This window comes from Chitiniphilus eburneus (assembly GCF_005048205.1).
Taxonomy (GTDB): Bacteria; Pseudomonadota; Gammaproteobacteria; order Burkholderiales; family Chitinibacteraceae; genus Chitiniphilus; species Chitiniphilus eburneus.
On the sequence record NZ_SUMF01000029.1, the window covers coordinates 1 to 20089 of the forward strand.

Sequence of the window (20089 nt, forward strand, 5' to 3'; positions counted from 1 at the left end):
AAGCGCAGCGTCGCGCTGGCATCGGCCTGCTGGGGCAGCTTGCCGGTCAGCCGGTTGAGCACCGTCGGGCGCTGCATGCTGGCGGCGAACAGGCCGGCGGACTGAACCGTAACGGCCTGCGGCGAACCGTAGGGAATGGTGGTATCGGACATGATGCGTCTCCGGAAAAGGAAATGAAAAAACCCGCCAGTGGCGGGTCGAGGTCAGGGGTCGGGCGGAAGCGGTCGGTTACACCAGACGGTCCAACAACTCCATGATTTGCTCCGGCGACTTGCCGGCGAAACGATCGATCAGACGGGTACCGCTCATGTCGCGCAGCGCAGCGAGTTCATCGCCCGGCGCGGCCACCGTCGCCGGCACCTGCGACAGGCTGGTGGGCGGCCTGGGCTTGGTCGCGGCGACGATCTCGGCGGCCCTGGCCGCCACATCGACCGGCGGAGTGGGCGCCGTGGCCGGGACGGGTTGCTGCGTGACGGGATCGGCCGGCTTGAATTGCGGCGCGATCCTGGCCGCCGCCCGCTCCAGAGCGATATGGGGAAGGTCGCCCTTGTCCGCGTAGAAATCACGCCACTCGATCACTTCGGCCAGGGCCGCCTCGTTGTCGTTGAGGTACGGGTAATCGGTGAGCGTGCGCAGGATGGCCACTTCATACAGCTCCCTGATCCGCTGCTCGTTGAACTTCGCCTCCACGCGGTACTCGGCATCGGCCAGGATTTCAGCCTCCAGCATCTGGCGTTGCGCGGCAAAGATTTCGGCGCGCAGTTGGGTCGCGGTTTCGTGATCGCCGTTGACGATAGCTTCCATCATGGCCTGTTCCGCCCTGGCGAAATCGTACCCGGCGGGCTCAGCCGGCTGCGGCGTTGCCGCGACCGCCTCCCTGGCCGTGGCGCTGCTCAGGGCCTGCAACAGCACCTGCTTTTCCTGCGACAGTTGCTGCACCTGGTCCCGTACCGATTGCAGTTCGGAGAACGGAATCGTGTGCCTGCCATCGCGGGTCAGCACCACGGCTTCCGGCACGGCTGGCGCCGCTTCGGTGCCGCTGCTGGCAAGTGGGGACGTGGCCGGCCCTTCCTGGCCATCGGGCCTGGTCGCCTCCTGTTGTGCTCCGGCGGCGGCAGGCGTGTCGCTGCTGTCCCCGGTGCCGGTCTCATCGCTGCCGGCCTTGTCGGTCGGCTCGGGATCGGTGGGGGTATCGCCTTCCAAGGTACCGCCGGCAAACAGCGCCGCCTTGTCGTCATTGCTCAGGATGTCGAACTCCGCCTGATTGGCCATGAAAAAATCCAGGTCTTTCGCCATTTCAATCGCTCCATTCCGGGATCGACCTCACGTCGAGCCGGCCCCGTCTCGCTGGGGTGCGGTGATGAGCGTACAAACAGAAAAGCCGGCTTGCGCCAGCTGTCCTGAATTCGATGGGTCAAGGCGCGCCCAGCGCGCCACCTTCGATGCCGCGCTCCACGGCAACCGGCGCCAGCGGCGCATCGGCATCGACGTCGGAGCCAGCCGCCTCCAGCAACTCATCGGCCAGCAGTGCAATGCCCGGTTGACTGGCAACGCTTGCCGCGGCCTGAGTGGCGCGGACCAGGCTCTCGACCCCCTTCCCCGCCGCCTCGTGCCGGGTACGGCGCACCTGGGCATCGATCAGCGGCTGGCGCTGGTCCAGCTCGCGCAGTTTCAGGTCGTACTGCGCATCCTTGAGCGCACGCTGCACCTGCATCTCGATCGCCTGTTGCACCTGATCCGGGGTCTGTTGCTGATCCGCCTGCTGGATCGCCTCGATGATCGCCCGCTGGTTCGGCACATCCATCAGCGCCAGCAGGTGGGGGAACATCACACGCTGGTACTCCCTCGGCATCGACTTGAAGGCTTCGCTCATCGCGCCCAGTTGCTGCGCGCGGAACGTCGGCGTGCTCGGCACGTCCTCCATGCCAACCTTCAGCCGGATACGCTCGATATCGTTATCCAGATACCGCACGCCGGTGGCTGGATCGGTGCGCGGCGTGTTGAGCGAAATCCGCTTGTCGTCGCGAATCCCCTCGCCATCGATGAACACCTCGTCCGGCTTGCCGATCAGGTCCTCGATAATCATCGACAGCAGCAACTCGCCCACCTGGCTGCGCGCATAGGCGGCGTTGTCGTTGAGGTCAGCCAGCGTCTGGTTGCTCTGCTCGACCAGCCCGGCAATGGCCACGCCCGATTTCGCCTGGCCATCCTGGCCCATGAAAGCGTTGTAGACACCGCCGGTGCGCTTGATGCCTTCGCGCGCATCGGCCAGCCGCTGGTACTGCTGCTGGTTCAACTGGAAATCGCGCTCGACCTTGAACACCCCCCCTTCGCGCATGCGGTCGTGGTCCAGCACGATGTCGGCATCCGGCCGGGCCACTTCACGGCGGAACGTGGTGTCATCATCCTTGACCGCACCCTCGGTACGGGTGGTGCGGGTGGCGGCCAGGCCCCAGTGCATCTTGGAGATACGGGCGTTCACTTCATCCTGCAAAAACATCATGCCCCGGATCAGGCCATACGGTGCGCGGGTGCGATCCTCGCGCTTGCCCCAGAACGGCACATAGGGAAAGTGCCGGTGGCGGTAAGGCGAAGCCGCGTCGCTGAGGCGATGCGGCCCCAGCCACCACGACAGCCGCACCCGCGACACCACGGCGTATTCCGGCACCACGCCGCCCAGCGCGACCGCAACCTGATGCGCCTCGTTGTCGGGCGCATACTCCACCACCCGACCGTCGCCCAGCTTGAGCACCAGCACACGTTCCCACTGCCGGTACCAGCATTCGAACAGGCACACGCGCTGGTTGGCGCAGTCGCGCCACTCCTGTTCCTCGATCGACCAGCCGCGCGCCATGTTCCAGGACATCGCCAGATCGGTGGAAGCGCCGCCCTCGGTACCAAGATTGGCCAGGTCCAGCGCATGCCCGCCCATGCCGGCCGAACGGATCAGCCCGGCATGCTGCGGGAACAGCAGCGCCGCCTGCCCGATCTGCATCCACTTGCTGCGGATCAGGTAGCGCGCATCCGAAAGGTCCGGCTCCCTGGCCAGGAAATCCCACCAGATTTCATTGCGGTGGATCGCCAGACAGCGATACGGAAAGCGGAACGGGTCCGCCTCGCGCGCCACCTCCACCCAGCCCACGCCCACCTTCACCTGGCTGGCGTAGGCCGCCGAACAGGCATCGTCCGCCCGCGCCTGGCGCTCGGCCTGGTTCAGCCGCTGGTTCAACGCCTCGGCCACATCCACGCCTTCGCGGTCATGGTCAGCGGTCACGCGCCAATCGGTCCGGCTCTTTGCCTCCGCGCCCAGTACCGCATCAATGGTCGGCCCAATCAACGGCTCGATGGCCGGGGGGATGCCAATCTCCCGCTGGCGACGCAGGATATCCGCGTCGAGCTGGTTACCGTCGTAGTAATCGGATTCCCGATCCGCCCGGGCGCGCCAGGCCGGCTGCTCCTGCAACTCGCGCAGCCAGCCCGAAAACTCCGGCAGGCCCAGGCCGTCATCACGCTCAGCCATCACGATATCGCCTTCTCCCATGATCAACACACACGCCAGTCCGGTACCTCGCGGGCCGTGCGCTGGCGCGCCGGGCCCGGCATTGGGATACCGGAAACAAAAGTCAGCGCCACGCTGTCGCCCTTGTCGGGCGACCTGCCCAGCAGCTCGCGGATTTCATCCTTATCCCGAATCTGGATCGCGGCAGCCTTGCCCAGTTGCGCCACCTTGTAACGCACCGCGCACAGGTCGCCGAGCAACTCCTGATCCGGCGGCAACGCAATCGGTGGCTCGGCCGCCGGGTCCAGCGCCTCGCGCAGCCGCCAGTACATCTCCGCGCGCTTGTTGCGAAAGCGCAGGTTGCCCGCCACGGTAGAACCCGTACTTGCCTCAGAGCCGGCCACCGCCAGCACCAGCAGATTCAGCCCCTTGATGAAATCCAGCGCGCTGGAGCCGATACCGATCGAATCCACGCAGATACACGCGCCATTACGCACCAGCGGCGCCACGAAACCAGCGGCCGTGGGGCCATCGCAGGTGACCTGGCCCGGCGCGGTGACCAGCACATCGAACCACGCGCCGTGGCGCCGGGCCGCCGAGGTCTTGTCGGCCCCGCCACGCGATGGGTCCAGCCCCAGCGCCGTCATCGGCCCCTTCTCCTGCCGTGGCGACCACCTGGTCATCGCCGCCTTCACCCAATCGGTGGGAATCAATTGCCACACCGGATCAGAGCGGCCAGCCATGAAGTTGCCGCGCAGCATCTGGCTGCGCAGCGGCTCCGGCAGTGCCTGCAACGTCGCCTTATAACCAGTGAGTTGCAGAAACAGGTTGTCGTCCACGCTGGAGCGGATGAACGTCCGGCTCTTGGGCGTCATCAGCTCGCCCCCCACCATCACCGGCTCCGGCCCCGGCACCTCGCGGTCGCCGCCCTCCTCGTCCGTGACGAACCACCGCAGCTCGCCCGGCTGGGCAGGGTTCGGATGCTGTGGATCCAGCCACGGCGCCCAGTAACGGATCACCCACTCGCCCTCGGCATCGGTCGGCGGATTGCCCGCGCAGATCACGCGCTGGCGCACCGAGGGGTTGTCGGTGCGCATCCAGCCGATCAGCGTGCGAAACTGGGTTTCCAAGAAGTGGGTGATCTCATCGAATCCCTTCAGGTCATGCGCGCGCCCCTGGTACTTCATCCAGTCGTTCGGCTCCTTGACCGAACCGAACTCCAGGATGCGTGGCGTAGCGCCGGGCAAACGCCATACCTTGGCCTGGCCGTTGTAGCCGCTGCGCGAGCCCAGAATCCTGGCCACGCGCTCCTCCAGCCCAACCAGTTGCACCGACTCCCGCCGAAAAATGATGCTGTGCTCGTGCCGGGTCAGCGCCGCGCCCAGCAGCAGGTCCGATTTACCGCCACCCGCCTGGCCGCCGTAGAACACGATATCGGCCTCGGATTCCAGCGCATCGGTTTGCGGCCCCACCTGGGGCAGCCACCTGGGCAGGCCCGCCGTCAACAGATGATCCAGCTCGGCCTGCTCTTCAAGCGTCAGCCGCTGCATCAGTTCGACCAGTTCGGTCGGCGTCAGATCGGCCGGCAACGGACTAGGCATCCTGGCGCCTCGCCTTATCGAGCAAGGTCGCGATGCGACTGGCGCGCTGTGCATCGGTCAATGTCGTGCCGCCCTCCTCCTCGATGGCATTGGCATCCAGATTGAAAGCCTGGCGCTCCATGTCCACCACCTTGGCCAGCAAATCGCTCAGCACCTTCATCGTCTTGATACGTTCCGGCAGGCTGATGATCTTGTGGTACAGATCGTTGAGCGGATCGCGGTCGCGCTCATCGGGCGCGCGCATCATCTCGCCCAGTTGCGCCAACAGCGCCACGGTATCCGCGCCACACAGCGGCTCCAACTCGGCAAACAGCCGGGAAACCAGCTCGCGACTGCGGCCGATATCGCGCCGATGCGCCAGCCGGACAGCAACGATCGCATTGGCGTTGGCCTCGACGATCTCGCGCTCGGCAATGCCGGATTCCTCGGCGGCCCCGGGCACCGCCTGCGCGGACACCAGCGCCTCGGCCCGCGCAGCGATCTTCGCCGACAGATCGCGCGTCCAGCCGTCACGCCCGGCGCGGCGGGTTACCGTGCCATGCGTAATGCCATGTTCCTCGGCAATCTGGCGCAGCGTCTTGATGCCCGCGCGGTAATCGCGCTCGATCGCCTCCCAATCGGTGTGCACGGCCATCTCAGCCACCCGACCGGAACCAGGCGATGCCGGCGCCAATCACCACCGCAACGCCCCCCAGCCACTTGATCAGGTTGCCCAACAGCGACAGCGTACGCAGCGTACCGCGCAGATCGCCGAACAGCGCCAGCAACGCACGGATATCGGCCTGCATTTGGCGAACTTCGCTCAAGTGCGCGGCATGCGCCTGCTGCGTGACAACCAGTTGATCCACATGCGCTTCCAGCCTGCCGAAACGTTCCGTACCCACTTCCAGCCGCGTCTCCAAGCCGGCCATATGCCCTTCCAGTTGCCGAACGCGCGAGGTCAGCCCATCGATCACGCGCTCTCGCTCGCGCAGCTGCCCCTGCAAAGCCTCGATCGCCTGTTGCCGCATCGCGGCGCTTGCGGCCGGGATGGATTCAGACACGATCAGCCACCCAGCCCGAACCGGGTGCGCAAAATATCGCCCGGCCGTGACCCCGCCCCGGTCATGGCGGCCTCGATACCGGCCAGCGAAACACGCGGCACAGCCAGCCCCCGGACCGGGATCGCCTGCTCAAAAGAAAGGTGGGTCATGCGGGCTCCAGAAACGACAAAGCCCGCTCGCGGCGGGCTACACAAACCTCGCCCCGCACCACCCGGGAATCACCCCGAATGGCGCAAGGCGCTACCAATCTGGCCCAAGACCCCGGGCCGGAAACAAAAAACGCCACGCGGATTGATCCGGATGGCGCTGGTTTTCTGGCATCGGCTCCCGCTGAACGCAGGATCACCAGAATATGGATTCATTGTAGATATCGGGTGTTTCGGGCGTCAAACACTACTGCACTCTCTCTTATAAGATAAGAAATGCATTTGGCATTGCCTGGCGCTATTGCTATACCGTGGTTTCCCCATCCTCCAGGCAACCACCCATGGCATCTTCCAGCGCCAGCGGCACCGATCTGCGCGCCTCGCACGTCCCCAGCACCATCGCCGGGTGCGAAGCCGCCGTGATCAAATCGAACGATGACATGACGGTTTATGGCCCAAAGCGCGACGACGGCACGATCTCCCCGTTTCCCCACGTGACCGTCCGGAAAGATAGCGTCCACATGAGTGATATGGTCAACACCAAAGGCACACTCCCGCCGGTGGGCTCGACCCTCAGCCTCAAACGGCATTTCGCCGGCCCCAACGCGCCAGGCCCCAAAGGAACCAAAGTGCAGGTGATGGACGACGCAGGTACCACGCAGATGGTCACCAGTGGCGGTCAAGCAATGTCGGCGCCGTTATCGCCAAGGACATCCACCAATACCAAAGCCAGATTTGAGGTGGCGTGGACGAAGTTCGAAGAAGCCAAAAAGTAACCGCCGCCCGCCTTGCCACCTGAGGCAATCCGGCACAGGCCCGCAGCGGCCAGCGGCCTACTGCTCGTGTCTATTGCTCCGAATGATGAGCACCCACGGCCGGTTTCAAAACCTCAGCCGTTTATAGCCACCATCACCAGGCAAGCCGGCTGGTATCGGCCCGCGCAAGATGGGGCACTTGGGCTGTGGCGGCTTCAAGGTAGGGGCCTTCGATACGGTGTAGCCCCACCCTATCCCGCCCGCCTCTGGCCTGAGCATCGATACCCAGCTTGCGAAGCCAACCAAACAAGGGGCGCAGGTTGTCGGCCGCCTGCTCGCACTGGACGTCCAGCCGCCTTATTTTGAAACCACGACAGCACGTCGAAACTTGGGTATTGACGGCCCCACCGCGCTGGTATGGCCCTTGGCAGCACCAATCCATCCATTGCGGCACAATCAACCTTCATCGGGGTTCGCGGCCAGATATTCGGCCCACAGTCGTTGCGACCATGGCGCCGAAAGCATCGTCTTCAGAAATTGGGCACAGCTCGATGCCCTTGAGCGTATCCCGGTATAACGCCTCACCACCAGACTGGGCGACGGCAAGTACAGTTCAGAAGCTCGGGCCATCACGCCCCCAATCCGCCAACAACCGTCTTGTTTTTCTATTCTTTTATAACAACGCGCTGGCTGAATCGACAATACCCCCGCACTGGCAACTCGCCAGCACTTTACAAGAATGGCTTTTGACACTGATCACATAATTCATTCGGTCATCAGGCGCGCCAGCCAGCGGGATGAGATGGAATCAAATTCCATATAGGTCTGATTTCCCGTATCGGATCGATGTTCGCGTCCATGCCTGGCGCGTTCCTCCCACTCTCCCACCCAAATCTGCTCCACCCCCAACCAGGCCAACCCCGCCAAGGTCCAGAGCACGCCGCAGCACAGGGACACCACCAAGACTTTCAACGCCTGCATGCTCAGCGCTCCGCCAGGTACAGAATGCCCTGCCGACGTCGCACCACCCTGCCGGTGGTGACTTGGAGCGCCCGCAGCAGGCCGCGGCGACCAGCCAGCGCCGGATGCACCAGTACCCGCAGGGAGCCCAGCGCACGCATCACACCACCGCCACATAGCGATGGCCGCGCGTGGCCTCCAGCGCAGCGGCAATCGCGTCGTGATCGAGCAACACCGGCCAGCGATTCGGCGTCCAGCGCCCGGACGCACCCAGATAGCCATCCTCCGCGGGCAGTGGATCGATCGCGCCGGGCAGATAAACACACTCCACCTCCCCGTCATGCGTCAGCAGCACGTCCAGCCGCATGCAGGCGGTCGGACTGACCGGCACCGCCACGCTGACCGTGGCCGGGCGCAGCAGGTCCGCCAGCATGGCGTGTACCGTTCGTACCGTAGCCACCACCGTCGCGGTATCGGCGCCCTCAGCGGCCATCAGCCGGGCCGCTGCCTTCATCAACGCATTGTCGCGCTTCATCCAGATACTCCTCATCGATGATCATGGGCCGGCGGTTCAACACCGCGTACTCCCGTTCGCAACGGCGAATCAGATCGACCAGCGCCTGCATTTGTTCGGGGTCCATCTCGCTTCCAGAAAAGACATCGCCCGCAGGCGTGGCCACTGGCACTAGCCCCTGATCAACAGCGTTACTGCTGTTTACTTCGCCTTGCTGACGCCAAATATTAGCAATACTCAAAATGAAACATCAACACCAATGCTGATAATTTTCGACGTACCGAGGCCATACCTTTGAATAGATGGAGGTTTTTCTTTCATGAGGATAAAAAAAAGCACCCGTCGGGGCGCCTGGATCATCGGGCTGGGTGGCTAGGCGAACCCACCTTCATGCGGAAGCTGCTCACTCGCGAGTATCCTTTGCCCCTCGTGATCACTGTGTTGATGAGGTTGATCATCGCGCCTTATTAACGGCAGCAGATCGGCCAAAGCGGACAGTCGGGAGGCAATTCATTTATGACCGCTAAGCAGCGGGTGCGGTCTTTCGCTTCCACGAACTCGGCGCCCATTAGTAGCCGTTCAATATGCAAGTTGCGGTTCTGCCCTGCGTCGGCTGTCCCCGGTACGGTGTAGACTGGCTTAAAAAATCAAACGTGGTCAGGGAGGTTGTGTGCCAATCGAACTAACTCCGTTCGGAGCGACGGATCCGCTTTGGACCGGCAATACGTGGGCTGTGCCTGACGACGACGTCCTTGCTAAATGGATTGCGTGGGTGGCCATTGGCCAAGCGTCCCACGTCGCAGAGATTCTTCACGCAGCGAACCCCACCGGGACCCCACCCACGAACGACGCGGCGAAGTTAGACGCCGTGGAACTCCTAACCCAGAAAGGCGCCGACCCATGGCACCGAGATGGGTGGATGTTTCAGGTTATGTCGTGGCTCGCGGCCCATGTGAACACGCGAGGCGCCCTTATTGCGCTTCCGCACTTGATTCACGCCGAGAAAGGCCTCGACGGCCTCGAAATACTGCTTGATGCGTCGCAGGACGTTGTCGCGACCATTATTTTCGAGGACAAGGCGACCACAAACCCGCGAGACACAGTTCGAGAAGATGTTTGGCCGGAGTTCGTCAAATTTGAGTCGGGACATGGGGTGAACAGACTCACGCAACAAGCTTCTGGAATTTTGGCAGCGGCGCATCACCCGAACCCGACAACAGCCGTCAACAAGATTTCGTGGAATACGACTAGGCGCTATCGCATTAGTATTACCGCAAGCAAAAGTACGCCAACTTCTCGGAAACGCCTCTTCAAGGACTACGACAAGAAGATTCAGGGGAGCATTGACCGTCGAAAGGCGGAAGTTTTCGTGGTCAGCGACGTTAGAGCGTGGATGGCGAATCTAGCCGCCAAAGCAATCGCTCAAGTGTCCACGTTCTAAGTTCGGGAGGGCTTTGCGATGTTTGACCCTTCTACCGAAGAACTGATTCGGCACGCTCCTACTCTTGATGGACTGGATAACAACCAGCTCTCAAAAGAGTTCACCCGGATATATACAACCATCGTGGCTGCGCGCATGCGGCTGCGTGACTTGGCAGCACAGCCCGACGAAGGAGATGAGTCACGGGCAGAGACGCTTTCAAACGTCGCCAAAGAGATGAAGTTCCTCAGGGAGCTTGCGAGTACCCAGGAAGCTCTCATCTCTGTGAGCCCTTCTCGCGAAGACCGACGCTCGGCGGCTTTCGTCGCTGCTACCGCGCACTACGTTCTCTTGCAGGCAGAACGCATCCTTGGGGAAAAGGTGGTCTCCCGCCTTGAGCTGGATTACGTCTCGCCTGAGGTGTCTGCGACTGTGCTCTTCATGATTGCTGGAGCGAGTGCTGACGCCGCCGAGATGGCCGGAGAGATTGAAGAAGACTTCTCTCAGTCGAATTCCCATCGGGCTTCGCTCTTAGCCGCTATCCGTCGATTTGCCAAGGGAGAACTCGGCTACATTCAGCCGCAGTCCGAGTTCATAAGTACCACTAGTGATGGTCGCAAGAGCATCGGGGAGGCGATTGATGCGCTATACCACTTGATTTACAACGGGCTGGCCGCCCTAGCAGCGGAGATGCTCGGCGATGCGGATTCGAGTAGCGAGGCAGAGTTCGCGAGAGTGGAGGCTCTTTGCAGCCGAACAATCGGTAGCCCGTATGAAGGTCAAACTATAGTTCGGGTCCTTGCTGGGCCGCGACATTTAGCCGTGTTGCTCAAGATTCTCGCCGGGGACTTTCCGCAGGCTAGTGTTGCCAATCTCAGTCCTCCCAATGGCAGCGACTCAGCTAGGTGGAGGCGCGGAGTTCGCCATATTTCGCACCGTCGCCCGTACCTTTGGCCGAACCACCTCGACGCCATTCGAAGCGGCTACCTAGACCTCGGAACATCCGCTGCAATCAGTTTCCCAACCGGAGCAGGGAAGTCAACGCTATCCGAACTGAAAATACTTGCCACACTCAGCAAGCAGCTAGATGTTGTGTTTCTGGCTCCGACGCTATCACTCGTCGACCAAACGGCGCGAGTCCTAGCCGCAGCGTTCCCTGACGCGGATGTCGAACGCGAGTACGCGAGCGACGATCCATTCGGATTCGAGGCTGTACGTCTTCCTCCAATCACCGTCATGACGCCGGAGCGATGCCTCGCTCTGATGGGCTTCGAACCGAAACTATTCGAGAGCGTTGGCCTCATCGTCTTTGACGAATGCCACCTACTGCATGCCATCGACACAGAGAGGGGGAAGCGTGCCGTCGATTCCATGCTTTGCGTGCTCAATGCTGTGGAGCTTGCTCCGAAGGCCGACATGCTGATGCTGTCGGCCATGATGAGCAACGCAACTCAAATTGCTGGATGGCTCCAGAGCGTCATGAATCGGCAATGTCTTGCACTCTCCATGAGTTGGAAGCCGACTCGACAGGTGCGCGGCTGCTTGGTGTATCCGCGTTCCGAGGTCGACGCATTGACGACCCTCGCGAGGTCATTGAAGGCCTATGCAACGACCAGCGTGCCTCCTCAAAAGGCAAAGCGACAAATGCTGGCTCGGCCACAAGGCTTCTTCGGTCTGAAGCAGACTTGGGACACGACGAACCGCGTCGACTACGCACTGCTTCCCTTGCTTGACCGGCCGGTTCAATTGGCGCTCAGCAAGTACTGGAAACTGACGCCAAACGCGAACAACGTTGCGTCGGCGATAGGGTCTGCCGCCGTCGACCACAGTTCCTCTCGGGTGCTCAAGACCCTCATCTTCTGCCAGACGACAGTGAATGCGAACAGCACTGCCGAGTACACCAGAGAGCGGCTGGGCAAGAACGCAATCCAATTGAGCACTGAGGAGAATCAACTCTTCGACCTTGCCTTGCAAGAAGTTGGAAGCGCAGACAGTCTATACATTGAAGTTTCCCCCAAGAAGGAAGTGACTTCATCGGCGCTGCCGCATCACGCCCGGCTTCTACCTGCGGAGCGGCACCTGCACGAGTCGCTGTATCGACGCAAAGATGGCATCCATGTGTTGGCCGCGACGTCGACGCTTGCTCAGGGAATGAATCTGCCTAGTCAGATTGTTCTGATTGCAGGCGACAGCCGCTTCGACGCGGCAAACAACCAACTCGAACGTCTGCAGGCCCACGAGCTGCTGAACGCGGCGGGTAGAGCAGGACGAGCCGGCGAGAGTTCGTATGGGTTCGTTCTTGTCATCCCAAGCAAAGTGGTCTACTTCGACGATTCGGTCGGCCTCATCCATCACCATTGGACGAGCCTCAAGGAAATTTTTTCACAATCGGACCAATGCCTTGCTATTGAGGACCCTCTTGCGCCTATTCTCGACTCAATACACTCGCATGAAGAGAATCACGTCGCAGCCGACTATCTGCTCCGACGCCTTCCTGTCGGCGAATCGGATGAAGAGACGGAGACGAAGTCGCGCGCAATATTAGCTCGAACCTTCAACGCATACCTCAAAGGTCTGTCCGGTGATCAGAGTTGGCTGGAGTCTCGCGTAGCTGCAGCAATCGCTGCCAAGAAGGAGCTTGCAGACCCGAATGAAGATTCCGATTGGTCGAATGTGCTCGCAGCGAAGTTCGGCATTCAGGCTTCCACGCTTCGCTCGTTAGAAACACACCTCCAGTTACCGCCGAGTGACACTTCGGTAAACGGTTGGACTCGGTGGCTCTTCGATTGGCTGAAGTCGGAACCAAGGGCCTTCATTGAGATGACTCGTCAGGAAGGGCTTGAAACCTTGTTTGGCAGCAAATTTACTGCGTTGACGACGCCGGAGGAGCGAGGGGAATTTGCCATTCCGAGACTTCTACCGCTCCTCGAAGCATGGATGGCAGGGAAGCCGTTCACGGCCATGGAGACTGTCTTTAACCCTTCCCTGAAGAAGCTGAATAAGTGCGAGAGCAGCCGGGACTTCGTCCTGCGAGTTCTCCCAGACATCGCGTACATCGCATCACTTCCCGAGTTGGTCTGCCGTGCGAGCGAGGCCATCGACGAAACTTGGCTGCCCCTCGAACGCCTAAGTGGATGTGTTCGAGACGGACTGGACATGCTCGAGAAGCTAGCGCTCTACCAAGTCATTGGTCGGTCTGGCGCTCGCATCGCAGCACACGAAACTTGGGGTGTCTGCAAGTTCTGGACGGAAGCGGCACCGCCGAATGAGGGCTGGAAGACATTGCGACACCGCGTCAAGGAAGGCTGGGAAAAGTGGAACTCCGCATAGGCTTATGGCAGTGAGTACGGCTCGGTCTTCGTTTGCGGTAAGGCGCTGCAGTAGGGGCTGCGGCTACTGGTTGTTCAGGCCGAGGATCCTGCCGGCGGCCTAGCAAGACGCGCTACGACATCGCCTATGGACTCGCAGCCCAAGGCTGAAAGTCCGCGAAGTGGTCATTGCTGAACTTCAGCAATCAGCCTTGAACAGACATCATAAGTTGCTGCCTTGACCGTCCGCTTAGGCCGACAAGCCGCCGTCCAATCAGGCGGCTGCGAAAGTTAGCCGAATTCAGCCGCTCGCTTTGAGTGCCCGTTCCAGATCAGCGGGCGCCCACGATGTGATCAGGCATAACCCGCATCACAGTCAGCGAACACCAGCGCCCGCATCTACTCCGACAAATGACCATGATCCGATATGAAAACCGGGGCGGACTCACCCAAACAATAACACCTGAGTTAAGCCGCACCGCGAGTGGTGGGCTTTGGGCTAGGGGCGACGTCACCCCGTCTTGAATAGCACTGCGCTTTAGAGCCCGGCCCCCGATATTACCGGTTTTGTCATCGCCAATTGCCGGGCAAACGCCGAAGGCGTCAGCCCGCCCAATGCCTTCTTCGGCCGCTCCTCGTTATATTCCCGCCGCCAAGCTTCAATCAGCACCCGCGCATGCGCCAAACTGGTGAACCAGTGCTCGTTCAGGCATTCGTCCCGTAGCCGGCCGTTGAACGATTCGATGTAGGCGTTCTGGTTCGGCTTGCCCGGTTCGATCTGCCGCAGCGTGATGCCACGCCGATGCGCCCAGGTCAGCATCGCCCGGCCACAGAACTCCTTACCGTTGTCAGTGCGAATCACCAGCGGTAAGCCGCGTGTGACGCCGATCCGGTCCAGTAACCGTGTCAGCATCTCGCCGCTGATGGCCCGTTCCGGGATCACTGCGACGGCTTCGTGCGTGGCGTCGTCGACGATGGTCAGGCATTTCACCACCCGGCCTTCGGCGGTACGGTCGAACACGAAGTCCATCGACCAGACCGCGTTGGCGGCACATGGCCGGATCAGCGGTTGCCGCGCCGATTGCGTTACCTTCTTGCGCTTGCGTCGCCGCACTTGCAGCCCGGCTTGCGCATACAGCCGTTCGACCCGCTTGTGATTCACTCGCCAGCCGCTCTGCCGTAGCTTCAGATAGATCATCCCGGCACCGTAGCGACGATGGCGCTGCGCCAGTTCGATGAGGTGTTGGCGCAGCGGGCCGTTCGGGTCCGGCCGAGGTTGGTAGCGCAAGGCGCTCGGACTCATCCGGGCGATGCGCAACGCCCAGCGCTCACTCAGACCCCGTCCGGCAAGGAACCGCACCAGCTCGCGTCGCGTTGGTGCGGTCACCACTTTTTTTGCAGCGCTTCCTTGATGACCTCGTTTTCGAGCATCGAATTGGCCAGCATGCGCTTGAGCCGGGCATTCTCGGCCTCGAGTTCCTTTGAGCCGCTTCGCGTCGGAGACGCTCATGCCGCCGAACTTGCTGCGCCACAGGTAGTAGCTGGCTTCGGAGAAGCCGTGCTGGCGGCACAGCTCCTTGATCGGCAGGCCAGCTTCAGCTTCCCGCAGGAAGCCGATGATCTGTTCTTCGGAAAAGCGTTTCTTCACGTCCAGTCTCCTTGATTGAGGGGATTGGACTCTAAAGCTGCGTGCTCCTCAAACTTGGGGGGACGTCGGGGGTAGCCAAAACCCAAACTGATGCCACGAAATAGCGTCGAGCTAAACGAATAAGCGTCACGGCACGCCCCCAACCACCCCCGCCTGAAGCTCAATTCACCCTACAGTCTAAAAGTCACCGCAATCACCCTGCCAACAACACTGAAATCAGTATCGTTCGCCGCAATGACATGGTCGCTATACACATCCCGGTGATCGGAGCGGGCCAGCAGGCCGCCATCCATTTGCCGGTAAAGCCGGCGCAGGTGGACTTCGCCCCCGCGCACGAATACGTAGACCGCCCCATTCCGGATCGAGGCATCGTGCAGCTGGAGCACGGTGAGGGTCGATCCATCGGGAATGGTCGGCGCCATGGCGTCACCGGTGGCGCCCATCGCAAACAGGCTACCGGGGGCGTAGCCTTCGCGCTTCCCCCACGCCCTGCTGCTCACCACCGCCATGTCGCCCGCCCGGGGCACCAGCGTCGGCGCGCCATCGGCTGCCGACACCCGCACCGTGAACCACGGTAGCACGACCAGATCCGCATCGTGGGCAGTCGCCCGCGCCGCGTACGCCGGCTGCGCGGGCTCCTGAATCAGATTGGCCTGGCCCGCAGGGAGCAGGGCCGCCAGGCTCGGGCTGATCTGCGCCGGTTGCGCGCCCAGCACCGTGGAAAACTTCATCACCGCTTCCAGATTCAGCGGAATACGCCCATTCAGGTACTGGCTGGCCGCGCTCTGGTTGGACCACCCGCACGCCTCGGCCAGGCGGGCCTGATTCCAGCCCCGTTCCACCCGGAAAACCTCCCACAAAGCCTTGAGCCTGCTGGCATCGGCCTGCTGAGTTGCGTTTAGGGGTCGTCGTGTCGTCATGGTTCGCACCGCTCAATGAGTGCCTCAGTTTATAAGCAATGCTGAATCCCTCCAAGCATCAATGCTGTTGATTTCGAAAATAAGCATTGCTAATATTTGCTGACCGACATGATTGGCAACCCGATGACAAAGCCCTGCAAGCCCAGCCCGCCGCCACCCGCCGCCGTAGCGGCGATGGCCTGTTCGCCAGCACCGGGGGCCGCCATGGCGCACCAGCGCCCGTCCGGCCGCCCCCAGGCACGCCCCGGGCTTCGAAGCAATGCCCAGCATCCAGCGGAACACGCTTTACCCGAACACCAGATGGAGCATCTGGCCGGAACGGGGCGCAAACCAGTGCCCTCGGCCAGGCGCCACCTCCCGCATTGGCTGATGGCCGGGCTCCACCATGCGCGTATCGATGCCACAACCACCGTGGGCCGCCCCATCCGTCCATGCGGTGGGCGCGATACCCGCATGCAGGGCGGCCCGATGCAGGCGCGGTCCCCGCGCCCTGGCGTGGCGATGCCCGGCAATACCTCGCCCCCGGATTGCTCCCCGCGCAGCCGGCACCGACGCGACCGCGCGCATGCCGTCGACCCCTCATTCGCCACGACCCGCATGGGCCACGGTCCCCGCAACCTCCAGGCCGGAGAGGCCCAGTGACCCGCCCCTGGTTCCCCTTCTACCCGGCGGACTGGCAGGCCAACGCCAACCTGCGCCGCTGCACGCCCGCCGAGCGCGCCTACTGGCTCGATGTCATGTGCCTGATGCACGATTCAGCGCAATATGGCGCGCTGGCCTGGCCGCTCAGGGAAATCGCCCGGGCGATCAACTGCCGGCCTGTCGATCTGAAATCCCTGGTCGCCAAGGGGGTGCTCAAAGGGGGCGACACCGGCCAGCCCGTGCCGGAACTACGCTACACCCCCGTTTCCGGCCGCAAAGCGGGGCCAGCCGTGGTGCTGATCGCGGCGCAACCGGGCCCGCTCTGGTACAGCTCGCGCATGGTGATCGACGAGCACAAGCGCCTCACCCGGGGCCACGCCCGGGATACCCAACCCTACACACCAGAGCCCCCCTTTGGTGAAAGCTTCGAGGCCACACCGGAGGGCGCCCGCTACCCCGCACCCCTCGCACGCGCCGGGGTCAGAAGTCAGAACCACAAAGAACAACAACCTGAACCCGCCGCAGGTCCATCGTCGTCCGGGACACTCAACACCGGCGCGGCGACGTCGCACACCCCGCCCGAGGTACTGAGGATGGTGCGCCACCTGCGCGAACGCGGCGCGGTCGTGGTGCCCGCCAATCCCGAACTGCATGCCTGGGTGCGCGGTGGCCTCACCGATGCCGAGATCAGCCAGGCCATGGACGCAGCGGAAAACGCACGCCAGGCCCAGGGTAGCCAGCAGCCGATCACCGCCGCCTACCTCGATGCCATCCTGCGCAACACCGTACTGCCCCAGGCGCGGGGCACCACGCAGCCCGCTTCAGGCAAGGCACCGGCCTTCGACCCGGCCGCCTACGTCAATCGCAACCGCGCCACCCTCGAGGAGGCCGGCCATGTCGTCGATGCCGATTACCAGCGCCTGGCTTAAGCCACGCCTGGAGTGCGAAGGCCGTTCAGCCATTGCACAGCTCTACAACCGGCTGGAAGGCATGTACCCCAACGTCTGGCGCGCGGCCTTCCGCAGCCAGGCGGCAATCGACAACTGGGAGCAGACCTGGGTCGAGGCATTCCAGGAGGAATCCATTACACCGGCCGAGGTCAGGCACGGCCTGAGCCAATGTCGCCAGCGCCACGACATGCCGCCCAGCCTGCCGCAGTTCCTCAAGGCGTGCCGCCCCGGCGCATCGCTCGATCCCGACGCGCTGCTGCATGTCGCCATCGAATGCGCAATGGCCCGCCGCCGGGGCGAGCCCGAGCACTGGCCAAACCCGCGCGTGTTCTGGGCCGCCCAGAAGCTGGGAGGCGACCTGCTGGCCATGCCCGCACCCCAATTGCGCGGCCGGTGGCTCGCCGCTTGGGATCGCGCCGCCGCAATGCGGGATCGCCCCATTCCACCGCCGGCGGATCCAGCCACCGCGCTGCCAGCACCGGGCCACACCACGCTGACCCGGGAGCAGGCACAGCAACGCGCCGCCCAAATCGGGCTGAACGTCAGCCACCAGCGCGGCGACACCCATCGCCGATGGGCCTACGACATCGCCCGGGAAGCGCATCGCTTTCCACGATGCAGCGTGGCACTCGCGCTGTCGGCACTGGCGACCTTCGGCGAAGACCTGGCCGGCTACCCCGCCCTGCTCGACCGCGCCCGGGTGCTGGGGGTCGTCGTGCCGGAGCACGCACCATGACGCCCACCTCCTTTTCGGGGCGGCTCATCGGCCGCACCCGCGCCGGGCAGGCAGCTCGCCATGACTTGGGTGCACAGCCCTTTCCACACGCGGCCGGTCATCCGCCATCGGCGGATGGCCACCGCACGCGCCCACACCTACCGCCACCACAACAAGGATGTTCAATGGTGCAGATTTGCAAAGCGTTCGTCCCCACCGCCCCCAACTTGCGGCAAGCCCCGGACGCGGCGGTGAAAGCCATCGCCGCCACCGCCTTGCGGCACACGAAGGTAACGCCGCGCGCCAGCGTCCCCAGCAATCCGGCCACGGCGCGCCACGCCATCATGCGAATGCCGCTGCCCCTGCACCACCTCGAAAAAACGGGGGTGGCCCATGCATAGCTACGCCCCGCTCGAATCCTGGCTGTCCGAACAGCTCCGCATCGCCGAAGGCGCTTCCGTACCATCGCAATTGGCGGCGGTGCGCCATGGCCGTGGTGGCCGGCCGGAAATGTCGCGTCTGGAGCGAGCCGGTGACGCGGCGCTGGCCGTAGCCTGCCTCACGCAGATCGAACCGCTGGCCGGCCGGGCACTGGTCTATGGCCGCCTCGGCATGGCCCAGCGCGAGGCCGTCGCCGTGGCGCTCGGGCCCGAACTGCGCCAGTGCCTCGGCGCCCTGTCACAGCCCGCCGCCACCCTGCTGACTCTCCAGTTCCTGAAAACCGAGCGCCGCCGCGCCGACCGTGGCAGCGTTGCAGACCTGGCCGCCGTGCTCGGCCGCGACCCCAAAACGGCATGGCGCCTGCGTCGGGATACCTTCGATGTGCTCGACGGCTGGTACTGCGGCGCCATGGATCACGCAGCGCGGTGCCTGGCGCCCCGTCTGCCACATCACCTGAAGGCGGACTTGCAGTGCTGATCCGCCATGGCCCACGGCAACACCTGGCCAGCGTCGGCGGCGCCAGCCGGCGTAAGGGGCTGCGGCGGAGCCAAGGCCCGCAGGCGTGCCGCGCCCGCCCCATCATCGAGTCGGATTTTGCCGATCTTTCCCAAAGCCCGTTCAAAACGCACCCCATTGATCCTGACCAAACCCAGCCCCCTTTCACATTGACGCGCTATTCATCCGGAATAAGATGCAGATCGCAATCCGTGGCGTATGCAAATACACATCAACGTGAACCGGGTATTCCATTCCGGTGGAGGATCAGTATGTCGAACGCGAGTCTCTACAGCCCGATTACGACGGTCACCCTGGATAAATTCCGGGTGGCCAGATACGTGATCATCAGCCCCAACCCCGAACACGATGTCATTCGCTATATGGATGCCTGGGCTGAAAAAAGCGGACTGCTTGAATTCGAGTCGTATCAAAAGAAAACAATCGGCTGGGATTTCCCGTTCGTCACGCAGGAACAACAGGAGAAATTCGGATTACGAGGCTACGTCTACGCCTATCTCATCCCGGAAAACTTCGAACCCCGCTGCGGCGGGGCCGAAATCGCGCATATCGAGCAGGATACCTACGCCACATTGACGATCACGGACCCGCATAGCGATTCGTGCACGAACATCCCCAAGGCGTACCAGATGCTGATGGACCACGCCAAGACCCAATCATGGGAAAACCGCCTGGCATTCGAAAAAGAATACGACATCGACGGCACCCACTATATGGATGTATTCGTCCCGCTGAACTGACGGCCCCCGCTGGCGCGCGCCTTCATGCGTGCGCCACAACGCGGGTTACCGCGAAGTCGGGCGCTCGCCCCACCCCACGGCGCCACACCCAAGCACGCGGCTTCACCGCCGCCAGACGCACTCGCCCGCCAGGCTGACCGAAGCCATGACGGCCCCCCGACAGCGGCGCGGGCTGAAGATGCCTCCCCTCCCTGCAAAATCCGGCGGAGATGACCCTCTCTGATCACTTGTGACCATCCCGCCGCGCGCGCGGGCGACTGGTTAGCTGATC

19 protein-coding genes are annotated in these 20089 nt (G+C 62.9%); 8 read left to right on the plus strand and 11 right to left on the minus strand.

The window, feature by feature from the left end; genetic code table 11:
- Positions 1-228 precede the first annotated feature (228 nt).
- The 6 genes from FAZ21_RS16650 to FAZ21_RS20410 form a co-directional block, all read right to left on the minus strand.
- Positions 229-1296, minus strand: a complete 1068-nt coding sequence (locus tag FAZ21_RS16650; RefSeq protein WP_136774573.1) for a hypothetical protein — start codon at positions 1294-1296, stop codon at positions 229-231.
- A 118-nt stretch (positions 1297-1414) separates the two neighbouring features.
- Positions 1415-3520 carry a portal protein gene (locus tag FAZ21_RS16655; protein WP_136774574.1) on the minus strand — a complete coding sequence of 702 codons (2106 nt, stop codon included), beginning with the start codon at positions 3518-3520 and terminating at the stop codon, positions 1415-1417.
- A 23-nt stretch (positions 3521-3543) separates the two neighbouring features.
- The gene (locus FAZ21_RS16660; protein ID WP_136774575.1) at positions 3544-5100 is read right to left on the minus strand and encodes a terminase; all 1557 of its coding nucleotides are present in this window, start codon (positions 5098-5100) and stop codon (positions 3544-3546) included.
- Positions 5093-5734, minus strand: coding sequence for a hypothetical protein (locus FAZ21_RS16665; protein ID WP_136774576.1), 642 nt, complete (start codon positions 5732-5734; stop codon positions 5093-5095). The genes FAZ21_RS16660 and FAZ21_RS16665 overlap by 8 nt, the downstream gene beginning before the upstream one ends.
- 1 nt (position 5735) lies before the next feature.
- Complete coding sequence (locus tag FAZ21_RS16670) at positions 5736-6143, minus strand: hypothetical protein (RefSeq protein ID WP_136774577.1); 408 nt, start codon at positions 6141-6143, stop codon at positions 5736-5738.
- Positions 6144-6145: 2 nt separating this feature from the next.
- Positions 6146-6292 carry a hypothetical protein gene (locus tag FAZ21_RS20410; RefSeq protein ID WP_169307466.1) on the minus strand — a complete coding sequence of 49 codons (147 nt, stop codon included), beginning with the start codon at positions 6290-6292 and terminating at the stop codon, positions 6146-6148.
- Between the two features lie 338 nt (positions 6293-6630).
- Here FAZ21_RS20410 and FAZ21_RS16675 point away from each other — a divergent pair, with 338 nt between their 5' ends.
- Positions 6631-7065 carry a hypothetical protein gene (locus tag FAZ21_RS16675; RefSeq protein ID WP_136774578.1) on the plus strand — a complete coding sequence of 145 codons (435 nt, stop codon included), beginning with the start codon at positions 6631-6633 and terminating at the stop codon, positions 7063-7065.
- A 744-nt stretch (positions 7066-7809) separates the two neighbouring features.
- Here the strand turns inward: FAZ21_RS16675 and FAZ21_RS16680 are convergent.
- The 3 genes from FAZ21_RS16680 to FAZ21_RS20415 form a co-directional block, all read right to left on the minus strand.
- Positions 7810-8025: a hypothetical protein gene (locus FAZ21_RS16680; RefSeq protein WP_136774579.1), complete on the minus strand. Its 216-nt coding sequence runs from the start codon at positions 8023-8025 to the stop codon at positions 7810-7812.
- Positions 8026-8164: 139 nt separating this feature from the next.
- A complete protein-coding gene (locus FAZ21_RS16685; RefSeq protein ID WP_136774580.1) occupies positions 8165-8539 on the minus strand; it encodes a hypothetical protein in 375 nt (124 codons plus the stop codon).
- Positions 8487-8645, minus strand: coding sequence for a hypothetical protein (locus tag FAZ21_RS20415; protein WP_169307467.1), 159 nt, complete (start codon positions 8643-8645; stop codon positions 8487-8489). Before FAZ21_RS20415 ends, FAZ21_RS16685 begins: the two co-directional genes overlap by 53 nt.
- A gap of 804 nt (positions 8646-9449) precedes the next feature.
- Here FAZ21_RS20415 and FAZ21_RS16690 point away from each other — a divergent pair.
- Positions 9450-9959, plus strand: coding sequence for a hypothetical protein (locus tag FAZ21_RS16690; protein WP_136774581.1), 510 nt, complete (start codon positions 9450-9452; stop codon positions 9957-9959).
- 18 nt (positions 9960-9977) lie between these two features.
- Complete coding sequence (locus FAZ21_RS16695; RefSeq protein WP_136774582.1) at positions 9978-13268, plus strand: DEAD/DEAH box helicase; 3291 nt, start codon at positions 9978-9980, stop codon at positions 13266-13268.
- A gap of 516 nt (positions 13269-13784) precedes the next feature.
- Here FAZ21_RS16695 and FAZ21_RS16700 read toward each other — a convergent pair.
- Both FAZ21_RS16700 and FAZ21_RS16705 read right to left on the minus strand, forming a co-directional pair.
- Positions 13785-14894 carry an IS3 family transposase gene (locus tag FAZ21_RS16700; RefSeq protein ID WP_246038718.1) on the minus strand — a complete coding sequence of 370 codons (1110 nt, stop codon included), beginning with the start codon at positions 14892-14894 and terminating at the stop codon, positions 13785-13787.
- A 170-nt stretch (positions 14895-15064) separates the two neighbouring features.
- Positions 15065-15814 (minus strand): LexA family transcriptional regulator, encoded by a 750-nt coding sequence (locus FAZ21_RS16705; protein ID WP_136774583.1) that lies wholly within the window; start codon positions 15812-15814, stop codon positions 15065-15067.
- 638 nt (positions 15815-16452) lie between these two features.
- Between FAZ21_RS16705 and FAZ21_RS16710 the strand changes: the two genes are divergently transcribed.
- The 5 genes from FAZ21_RS16710 (at position 16453) to FAZ21_RS20630 (ending at position 19818) form a co-directional block, all read left to right on the plus strand.
- Positions 16453-17385, plus strand: a complete 933-nt coding sequence (locus FAZ21_RS16710; protein ID WP_136774584.1) for a hypothetical protein — start codon at positions 16453-16455, stop codon at positions 17383-17385.
- Positions 17351-18142, plus strand: a complete 792-nt coding sequence (locus tag FAZ21_RS16715) for a replication protein P (protein ID WP_136774585.1) — start codon at positions 17351-17353, stop codon at positions 18140-18142. The genes FAZ21_RS16710 and FAZ21_RS16715 overlap by 35 nt, the downstream gene beginning before the upstream one ends.
- Positions 18143-18306: 164 nt before the next feature.
- On the plus strand, positions 18307-18522 hold the full coding sequence (locus FAZ21_RS16720) for a hypothetical protein (protein ID WP_136774586.1): 216 nt from the start codon (positions 18307-18309) through the stop codon (positions 18520-18522).
- Positions 18515-19039 (plus strand): hypothetical protein, encoded by a 525-nt coding sequence (locus tag FAZ21_RS16725; protein ID WP_136774587.1) that lies wholly within the window; start codon positions 18515-18517, stop codon positions 19037-19039. Before FAZ21_RS16720 ends, FAZ21_RS16725 begins: the two co-directional genes overlap by 8 nt.
- Positions 19033-19818 carry a hypothetical protein gene (locus FAZ21_RS20630; RefSeq protein ID WP_211243504.1) on the plus strand — a complete coding sequence of 262 codons (786 nt, stop codon included), beginning with the start codon at positions 19033-19035 and terminating at the stop codon, positions 19816-19818. Before FAZ21_RS16725 ends, FAZ21_RS20630 begins: the two co-directional genes overlap by 7 nt.
- The last annotated feature ends 271 nt before the right edge of the window (positions 19819-20089 follow it).